General features: G+C 43.6%; 9 protein-coding genes. 7 read left to right on the forward strand and 2 right to left on the reverse strand.

Annotated elements, in window-relative coordinates:
- Positions 1-162 precede the first annotated feature (162 nt).
- Complete coding sequence (locus GGR02_RS17045) at positions 163-342, forward strand: hypothetical protein (protein ID WP_066323175.1); 180 nt, start codon at positions 163-165, stop codon at positions 340-342.
- A 68-nt stretch (positions 343-410) separates the two neighbouring features.
- Here GGR02_RS17045 and GGR02_RS17050 read toward each other — a convergent pair whose 3' ends face one another.
- Positions 411-497: a YjcZ family sporulation protein gene (locus tag GGR02_RS17050; RefSeq protein ID WP_084256195.1), complete on the reverse strand. Its 87-nt coding sequence runs from the start codon at positions 495-497 to the stop codon at positions 411-413.
- Positions 498-658: 161 nt separating this feature from the next.
- On the opposite strand from GGR02_RS17050, the gene GGR02_RS17055 reads away from it, so the two are divergent.
- A complete protein-coding gene (locus tag GGR02_RS17055) occupies positions 659-1,495 on the forward strand; it encodes a peptidylprolyl isomerase (protein WP_183186132.1) in 837 nt (278 codons plus the stop codon).
- Between the two features lie 102 nt (positions 1,496-1,597).
- Here the strand turns inward: GGR02_RS17055 and GGR02_RS17060 are convergent, their stop codons facing one another.
- The gene (locus GGR02_RS17060; RefSeq protein WP_183186133.1) at positions 1,598-2,020 is read right to left on the reverse strand and encodes an HIT family protein; all 423 of its coding nucleotides are present in this window, start codon (positions 2,018-2,020) and stop codon (positions 1,598-1,600) included.
- Positions 2,021-2,470: 450 nt separating this feature from the next.
- Here GGR02_RS17060 and GGR02_RS17065 point away from each other — a divergent pair, with 450 nt between their 5' ends.
- From GGR02_RS17065 to GGR02_RS17085, 5 genes are all read left to right on the forward strand, one after another.
- The gene (locus GGR02_RS17065) at positions 2,471-3,214 is read left to right on the forward strand and encodes an ABC transporter ATP-binding protein (protein WP_183186134.1); all 744 of its coding nucleotides are present in this window, start codon (positions 2,471-2,473) and stop codon (positions 3,212-3,214) included.
- Positions 3,207-4,415 (forward strand): ABC transporter permease, encoded by a 1,209-nt coding sequence (locus GGR02_RS17070; RefSeq protein WP_183186135.1) that lies wholly within the window; start codon positions 3,207-3,209, stop codon positions 4,413-4,415. Before GGR02_RS17065 ends, GGR02_RS17070 begins: the two co-directional genes overlap by 8 nt.
- The gene (locus GGR02_RS17075; protein WP_183186136.1) at positions 4,412-4,912 is read left to right on the forward strand and encodes an antibiotic biosynthesis monooxygenase family protein; all 501 of its coding nucleotides are present in this window, start codon (positions 4,412-4,414) and stop codon (positions 4,910-4,912) included. The genes GGR02_RS17070 and GGR02_RS17075 overlap by 4 nt, the downstream gene beginning before the upstream one ends.
- A gap of 601 nt (positions 4,913-5,513) precedes the next feature.
- Complete coding sequence (locus tag GGR02_RS17080; protein ID WP_183186137.1) at positions 5,514-6,908, forward strand: hypothetical protein; 1,395 nt, start codon at positions 5,514-5,516, stop codon at positions 6,906-6,908.
- 91 nt (positions 6,909-6,999) lie between these two features.
- Positions 7,000-8,175 (forward strand): M20 family metallopeptidase, encoded by a 1,176-nt coding sequence (locus tag GGR02_RS17085; protein ID WP_183186138.1) that lies wholly within the window; start codon positions 7,000-7,002, stop codon positions 8,173-8,175.
- Positions 8,176-8,274 lie beyond the last annotated feature (99 nt).

An 8,274-nucleotide genomic window follows, 5' to 3' on the forward strand; every position in this document is an offset into this window, starting at 1 on the left:
CTTTTTTGCTCATCCCCCTTCTGTTCAAGGAATCCTCCCCTTGAAACATATGGAAGAGGATTTAGCTTCCTCCCACAAACATTTTACTCATACTTGATTTATCGCAAAAAACGTTGTAAAGTAAAGGAAGTAATTTTGTAAGGGATAGGTGGGGATTGGCGTATGGCATTGTATTTTATACCCCTTGCGATGGTCATTTTATTTTCGATTAATCAATTAACAAATGCGCTTTGTGTACAGAGAGAGATTCCAGAAGAAAAACAGCCGACCGTGTTTCGGACGATTAATGTATTGATTACCATTTTGCTTATCTCTTCTTATTTCGAGGTGCTTTTTACATAAGAAAAGCTGACAGCGGTGACTGCCAGCTTTTTGTTCATTTTGCAACGTGTGCTCGCCTTCGCTTTTCGTTAGAATAACCAAGCACTGCCGACAATGATTAATAAAATAAACAATACAACAATTAACGCAAATCCTCCTGCATAAGGTGCGCCCATGAACAACACCTCCTTTCATAGGCTGTGATACTTCATCATATGTCACCGTGTGAAACGTGTATGGGCGCATAACTAGCAGGAAAAAATTTTTGCATGATGGGAAAATGTGCTATAGTTATGAATGTAGTTTGCGAAATTTTGATGGTAGGAGTTGTGAGTAAATGAAAAAATGGAAGATTGTGTTTATGACAGCCGCTTCTGTCCTTGCATTGTCTGCATGCAATAACGGCGGGTCAGAAGTGATTGTGGAAACGAAGGCAGGCGATATTACAAAAGACGAGTTCTATAAAGCGATGAAGGAACGCGTCGGAAAAGAGGTCATTCGTGATCTTGTATATGAAAAAGTGCTTGGAAAAAAATACAAAGTAAGTGAAAAAGAAATTGACCGAGAAATTCAAAATTTAAAAGACACGTATGGCGCGCAATACGATCTTGCTGTGCAACAAAGCGGAGAGCAAGCGATCCGCAACATGGTGAAACTCGATTTATTGCGGCAAAAAGCGGCAATAGAAGATGTGAAAGTAACGGAAGATGAATTGAAACAATATTATAACCAGTATAAGCCACAAATTCGTGCGAGCCATATTTTAGTGAAAGATGAAAAAACAGCACAAGAAATTAAAGCGAAGCTAGATAAAGGAGAAGATTTTGCGAAACTGGCAAAAGAATACTCGCAAGATGCTGGTTCAGCGCAAAACGGTGGCGATTTAGGCTGGTTTGGTCCTGGAAAAATGGTGAAAGAATTTGAAGACGCTGCGTATGCGCTTAATGTTGGACAAGTTAGCCAGCCGGTGAAAACAGAATATGGCTACCATATTATTAAAGTAACGGATAAAAAGAAAAAGCCATCGTACGAACAAATGAAAGAGGAAATTGAATTTGAAGTGAAAAAGAATAAAATCGATTCCTCTAAAATGGAATCCAAAGTCGAAAAATTAATTAAAGACGCAAACGTTCAAGTGAAGGACAGCGATTTGAAAAACGCGTTTCAACAGTAAAAGGGAAGCAATAAGCGCTTCCCTCTTTTTCTGTGAAAATAATCACTTCATGAACGGTTGTTTCATGCTTGGTGTGTGGCGAACAAAACTTGCTCATGTGTTTTATTCGATTCCTGTTTGAATTGTGGCTGCGATTGCCTGCAAATCTTCAAATGTATAATCGCTTGCATTTGATTTCCAAACAGCGCCAAAGCCGTCCCCCTTACCATAACGCGGGATAAGGTGCATATGAAAGTGAAAGACCGTTTGCCCAGCGTGTTCCCCGTTGTTATTCAATACGTTTAATCCAACAGGGGAAAATTGCTTTTTGATGGCATTGGCGATTTTTGGAACGGTACGAAACAGTTGGCTAGCAGCATCCGGCGTCAATTCGAAAAGATCGGCCATATGTACTTTCGGTACAACAAGTGTGTGCCCTTTTGTCACTTGGCTAATGTCAAGAAATGCTACTACGTGTTCGTCTTCATACACTTTTGCGGCAGGAATTTCACCATTTATAATTTTACAAAAAATACAATCACTCATGGAACAGGCCACCTTTCTTGCCATTTTTGTCTTCATTTTATCATAATAAAGGACAGGACGTAAGCCGTTTTGGTTACATCCTGTCCTCGTTGAAAAGGGGTGAGAGTTTCATTACGCAAAATGGCGTTTGATGAACACCTCATTTACAAAAAGGTTTTTTACTTCATGAACATATTTTGTTCAAGGTGACCATCCCCTTGCTCGGATTGGACATCCTGCTTGTTTGATGATCTGCGACAAACACCTCATTTACAAGGAATTTTCCTTTGCTTCCGACGGTGCTATCTTTCGTAAACACCTTGTTTTCATGCGGATGACTCATCAACTTCTCATCCCCTCTTCGCTAATTATCATGCCCACAAATGAGGAGCATATACATCTTCTTTTTGAAAAACGATAATTTTTTTTGATAAAATAATGGTAATCCTCATAAAGAAAGGAAAACAAGCGATGGCACTTTTGGAAGTTCAGCATGTATACGGCGGCTACACGACCCGCAATGTGCTACAGGATGTTTCGTTTACGGTAGACCGCGGTGAAATCGTTGGATTAATTGGATTAAATGGTGCGGGGAAAAGCACAACGATTAAACATATTATCGGGATAATGGAGCCGCGCGAAGGAAAAATTACGCTCAATGGACAGATGTTTTCAGAAGGAAAAGAAACGTACCGCGCGCAGTTAGCGTACATTCCAGAAATACCTGTATTATATGAAGAACTAACGTTAAAAGAGCATTTAGAATTAACCGCGATGGCGTACGGATTGGCAAAAGAGAAGTATGAAAAGCGGCTTCCCCCATTATTAAAAGCGTTTCGCATGGAAAAAAAGTTATCGTGGTTTCCTGTTCATTTTTCCAAAGGCATGAAACAAAAAGTGATGATTATGTGCGCTTTTTTAGTCAATCCGGCGCTCTACGTGATTGACGAGCCGTTTGTAGGACTTGACCCGCTTGGAATTCATTCATTGCTTCAATGGATGCAAAATGCTAAGCAAAAAGGAGCAGGAATTTTATTGTCCACGCACATTTTAGCAACAGCGGAGAAATATTGTGATTCGTTCGTCATTCTTCATCACGGAAAAGTGAAAGCGAAAGGGACTGTCGAATCGCTACGGCAACAATTTCAGCTTCCGTCTGCTACGCTTGACGAAATTTATATCGAACTGACAAAGGAAGAAGAGTACGATGAATAGTCGAAAGTTATGGAGCGAACGGTTTAGCCGGTATGTTGCGGAAGTAAGGCGCTATTTACGTTATATGTTGAATGATCATTTGTTGTTTGTTTTATTCATTGGACTAAGTGCAGGGGCAGTGCTATATGAAAAATGGGTGCGCGCGCTATCGCCGCAATTTCCGTACGCTGTTGTGGAGGCGTTTGTATTGGCGCTTTTTTTAACGCCAAGTTCCGTTCGTACGTTTTTACAAGAAGCCGATATCGTGTTTTTAACACCTGCCGAAACAAAACTCCGTCCATATATGCAACGCTCGCTTTTGTTTAGTTTTGTGGTGCAAACGTTGTTTTTGCTCGCTGGGGTATTTGTTGTTGCGCCACTTCATCTTCGATTTGCTTCGATGCCGCTTTCGCTTTTCGCTTTCTTTTTATGGCTATGGAAAGGGTGGAATGTATGGATTCATTGGCGAGAAATACATTGGGTTGAGCAAAAAGCGAAATGGATTGGGGATATAGGGCGCTTTTTACTGAATGGAGTAGTCGTTTATTTTCTGCTGGTGGACGTTCCGCCGTTTTTGTTCTTTGTTTTATTAGTAATTACGGCATGTATTTCCTTTTATTTTTGGAATGTTACGAAGCAAAAACCGCTTCCGTGGGAGGAGCTCATTTGGCAAGAAGCGCAAGCGATGAGACGGTTTTACCGGCTGGCTAACCTTTTTACCGATGTGCCGCATATTCAAGAAAAAGCAAAGCGGCGTCGTTGGATGGATGTGTTGTTGCGATTTATTACCGATTGGCGGAAAGAAGCCGCGTTTCGTTATTTATATGTACGAACCTTTAGTAGAGCGGGGGATTATTTTGGCGTTTACGTGCGCTTAACGATGATAGGTTGTTTGCTTCTTTATATAGTGCCAACCGGATACGGAAAGGCGCTTGCTGCTTGCTTTTTCTTGTATGCAACTGGAATACAGCTATTTGCTTTATCTCGTCATCATCGTGGGCATGTGCTTGTAAGACTATATCCGTTGCCGCCTTCTATGCAAAAAAAAGCAGTATTGCAGCTATTGTTTTTGTTATTGAGCGTGCAACATGCGATATTTGTCCTTATTTTAATCATTGGAATTAATTGGGAAGCTAGTTTATGGACGGTAGGATTAGGGCTAGCATTTATTTATTGGCTCGTGTTTCACTATTTTTCCAATCGATGGAGGGAAAGAAAATGATCTATATTACGACTGGGACATTAACGTATTTGCAAACGGTGAAAGAAGCTTATGCAAACGAAAAGATGGTGTTGCTTGATGGCGGAGATACCGCTGTTTTAGTCCATGAAACAGACGGAGAAACAGTTTTTCACGAACCGCGGCGATATGAAGTAATAGAGGGAGTTGGAGAGTTAGGTGGGGCGTTTGTTGTGTGTAACAATATCCCGGTGACAGAAGAAGGGAGACCGTTATTTGAATATCGCTTTAGCCAACGAGCACGGTTGATTGAAACAGAACCAGGGTTTGTAGCAATTCGCGTCTTGCGTCCGTTGTCGAACGATACGTATATCGTAATGACGTGTTGGGAAGGAAAAGAACATTTTGAAAATTGGCAGCGGTCGAAAGCATTTGAGCGAGCACACGGAAAGCGAGAAACAGCCTCTCAAGAAGAAAAACAACCATCGATTTTCCCGCGTCCTTCGTACGTAACAAAATATATGGTTGTTCAAGAATAAGGTTGTCGAATGCCGCTACTACAAGCGGTATTTTCTTATGCTCTCCTGCGATATGTTCGCTGCCGTCCTGTCGAAGCTAACCAGTCGCCTCCGCTTTTCGTTGATGTCTAGCTGCGAACTAACATCCTCCTTCGCGTTTGCTTTCTCCGTCGACGTGCAGGGCACGTCTTGTCGAAAGCTTTCGCGTCCGTCGGATGTTTCCTTGGCTTCGCCAAGGACCGTTCTCCGCTTTTCGGAGATGTCTAGCTCCGGCTCCTAGCTGCTCGGGGGTCAAATAACCTTCCCCCTCGAGGTGGCGAGCACCTCTCCGTGGGAAGAACATTCGCCCCGTCGCAGCTGTGCAGTCGCCTCCGCTTTTCGGAGATGTCTAGCTGCGGCTCCTAGCTCTCTTGTGCCAAGCAACCTTCCTCCGTCGAAGCAAAAAGCGCTTCTCGTCGGAAGAACGCTTGGCTTCGAGAGCTAACCAGTCGCCTCCGCTTTTCGTTGTTTTTCGACTATTTCCGTGGAAATCGACAGGCACATCTTTTTCCCTTTTTCATATGATGTAGCACATTCATTAGGCAATTGCCTGTATGAATAGAACAAGGAAAGGGGAAAAAGCATGGGGGTTGAGTTGACTGCGTTACATTGGATTTACGTCGTCTTCGTCGTGCTTATCATCGGATTTATGGTGGCACGGAAAGATACATCACTTGTTTGTATGATTGGGATTTTCTTGTTAGCGATTACTGCCACTCATTCGTTAAGTGAGGCAATTAGCGGGGTATTTAACAGTTTTATTTACGCTATTACTGAGCTGTTGCCGACTATTTTAATTATTTCGGTGATTGTAGCGATGAGTCGAGTCTTAACGATAACCGGCATTAATGACGCGATGATCTCTCCATTTGCTCGTTTGATTCGCACGCCGAACTTGGCGTATTGGACGATTGGACTATTGATGATGGGGATTTCGTGGTTTTTCTGGCCATCGCCAGCGGTCGCACTCATGGGGGCAGTGCTATTGCCGGTCGCCCTTCGTGTTGGGTTGCCAGCGATTGGCGTTGCGATGGCGATGAACTTATTCGGTCATGGCATCGCTTTATCGGGCGATTTTGTTATTCAAGGGGCACCGAAATTAACTGCCGATGCAGCAGGTCTTCCGGTAGCGGAAGTCGTGTCGGCTAGCGTTCCGCTCGTTTTTGTGATGGGAATTGTGACAACAGTGACGGCGTTTCTTTTCTTGCGACGTGATATGAAAGCTGGGAAAGTAACAGTCACAAACGAATTAGCTGCAACAGTAGAAGGGGTACAGCAAACGAAACTATTGTTGTCGAACCGCGCGAAAAAAGGATTGGCGATGCTTATCCCGATGTTGTTTATTGCGGATGTTGTAGCGATGTCTTATTTAAAATTACAAGGTGGGGACGCGACGGCGCTTATTGGTGGGACATCCATTTTCATTTTGATTTTGCTCTCCATTTTTGCACACCGACATAGCAGCTTTGAAGAAATAACGAATTATTTAATCGAGGGCTTTCAGTTCGGATTTAAAATATTTGGTCCAGTCATTCCGATTGCAGCGTTTTTCTATTTAGGAGATGCAGGATTTGTTCACATTATCGGTGAATATTTGCCAAAAGCTTCACAAGGCATTGTTAACGACTTAGGTGTTGCGCTCGCTCACGCTGTTCCGCTAAATAAAGAAATAGGAGCAGTGACGTTGACGCTTGTTGGCGCTGTGACAGGATTAGATGGATCTGGATTTTCCGGCATTTCATTAGCCGGCTCTATCGCTCATTTATTTGCGGTTGCGCTCGGTACTAGTGCAGCAACGCTTACTGCCCTCGGACAAATTGCAGCGATTTGGGTTGGCGGTGGAACGTTAATTCCGTGGGCGCTTATTCCGGCTGCTGCCATTTGCGGTGTTGACCCGTTTGAGTTAGCACGACGTAACTTAGTTCCAGTCATCGTTGGGCTTGTTGTGACGACTGTTGTCGCGATGTTTCTCATCTAGAATGAAACGGCTGCCTTCTAAAGAGGAGGCAGCTTTTTGTCATCATTGTCGGGCATCATGATATAATGAAAAAAAAGAAAGGGGCGAGAGGATGATCGAAAAACTATACGAACGTTTAGAAGCGCATTACGACGAAATGGTGGCCATTCGTCGCTATTTGCATCAACATCCAGAACTGTCGTTTCAAGAATATAACACCGCGACATATATCGCCAATTATTATAAAGCGTTAGGGATCCCTGTGCGGGAACGTGTCGGTGGAAACGGAGTTGTCGCTAAAATTGTTGGAACGAGGCCAGGGAAAACAGTCGCCTTGCGTGCCGATTTCGATGCGCTTCCAATCCAAGATGAGAAAGATGTACCTTATAAATCAACTGTTCCAGGTGTGATGCATGCATGCGGACACGACGGCCATACGGCGACGTTGCTTGTTCTAGCAAAAGTGCTTTATGACATGAAGGACGAACTTTCTGGAACGATTGTGCTTATCCATCAGCATGCGGAAGAATACGCGCCAGGCGGAGCGATAGCGATGATTGAAGACGGTTGCCTTGACGGGGTCGATGCCATTTTTGGTACGCACTTATGGGCAACAGAGCCAACCGGAACGATTCAATATCGAACAGGTCCGATTATGGCGGCGGCAGATCGGTTTGAAATTACGATTCAAGGGGCAGGGGGACACGGAGCGCAGCCGCATAAAACGAAAGATGCGATCGTTGTCGCAGCACAGCTTGTATTAGCACTCCAGCAAATTGTCAGCCGACGCGTCAATCCGTTGCAGCCAGCGGTTGTATCGATTGGTTCGTTTCTCGCAGATAATGCGTTTAACGTCATTGCGGATACCGCAAAACTTGTCGGAACGGTGCGCACGTTTGATGAAACGGTGCGGGATGAAATCGCGCAAGAAATTGGAAAAATAACAAACGGGATTTGCTTAGCAGCGGATTGTTCGTATGAATATACGTATACAAAAGGCTATCCACCGGTTGTCAATCATGTGGAAGAAACAAATTTTATCGTCGACATCGCGAAACAACTTCCAGAAGTGACCGTTGTAGAAGAAACAGAACCGCATATGGGCGGGGAAGATTTCGCCTATTATTTACAAAACGTGAAAGGTTCATTTTTCTTTACCGGAGCAAAAGCAGCAGACATCACCAATCCGTACCCACACCATCATCCAAAATTTGATTTCGATGAAAAAGCGATGCTGATTGCGGCAAAACTGCTCGGTACAGCTGCGCTTCACTATTTGAAAAAATAAATCGTGTATGAGTAAAATGTTTGTGGGAGGAAGCTAAATCCTCTTCCATATGTTTCAAGGGGAGGATTCCTTGAACAGAAGGGGGATGAGCAAAAAAGA

The sequence above is a fragment of the Anoxybacteroides voinovskiense genome (genome assembly GCF_014196205.1).
GTDB lineage: Bacteria > Bacillota > Bacilli > Bacillales > Anoxybacillaceae > Anoxybacteroides > Anoxybacteroides voinovskiense.

Excerpts from the sequence above, each read along its gene's own strand:
- GGR02_RS17075 (WP_183186136.1), top strand. The coding sequence starts at position 4,412 with ATGATCTATATTACGACTGGGACATTAACGTATTTGCAAACGGTGAAA.
- GGR02_RS17070 (WP_183186135.1), top strand. The coding sequence starts at position 3,207 with ATGAATAGTCGAAAGTTATGGAGCGAACGGTTTAGCCGGTATGTTGCG.
- GGR02_RS17045 (WP_066323175.1), top strand. The coding sequence starts at position 163 with ATGGCATTGTATTTTATACCCCTTGCGATGGTCATTTTATTTTCGATT.
- GGR02_RS17060 (WP_183186133.1), bottom strand. The coding sequence starts at position 2,020 with ATGAGTGATTGTATTTTTTGTAAAATTATAAATGGTGAAATTCCTGCC.
- GGR02_RS17085 (WP_183186138.1), top strand. The coding sequence starts at position 7,000 with ATGATCGAAAAACTATACGAACGTTTAGAAGCGCATTACGACGAAATG.
- GGR02_RS17080 (WP_183186137.1), top strand. The coding sequence starts at position 5,514 with ATGGGGGTTGAGTTGACTGCGTTACATTGGATTTACGTCGTCTTCGTC.
- GGR02_RS17055 (WP_183186132.1), top strand. The coding sequence starts at position 659 with ATGAAAAAATGGAAGATTGTGTTTATGACAGCCGCTTCTGTCCTTGCA.
- GGR02_RS17050 (WP_084256195.1), bottom strand. The coding sequence starts at position 497 with ATGGGCGCACCTTATGCAGGAGGATTTGCGTTAATTGTTGTATTGTTT.
- GGR02_RS17065 (WP_183186134.1), top strand. The coding sequence starts at position 2,471 with ATGGCACTTTTGGAAGTTCAGCATGTATACGGCGGCTACACGACCCGC.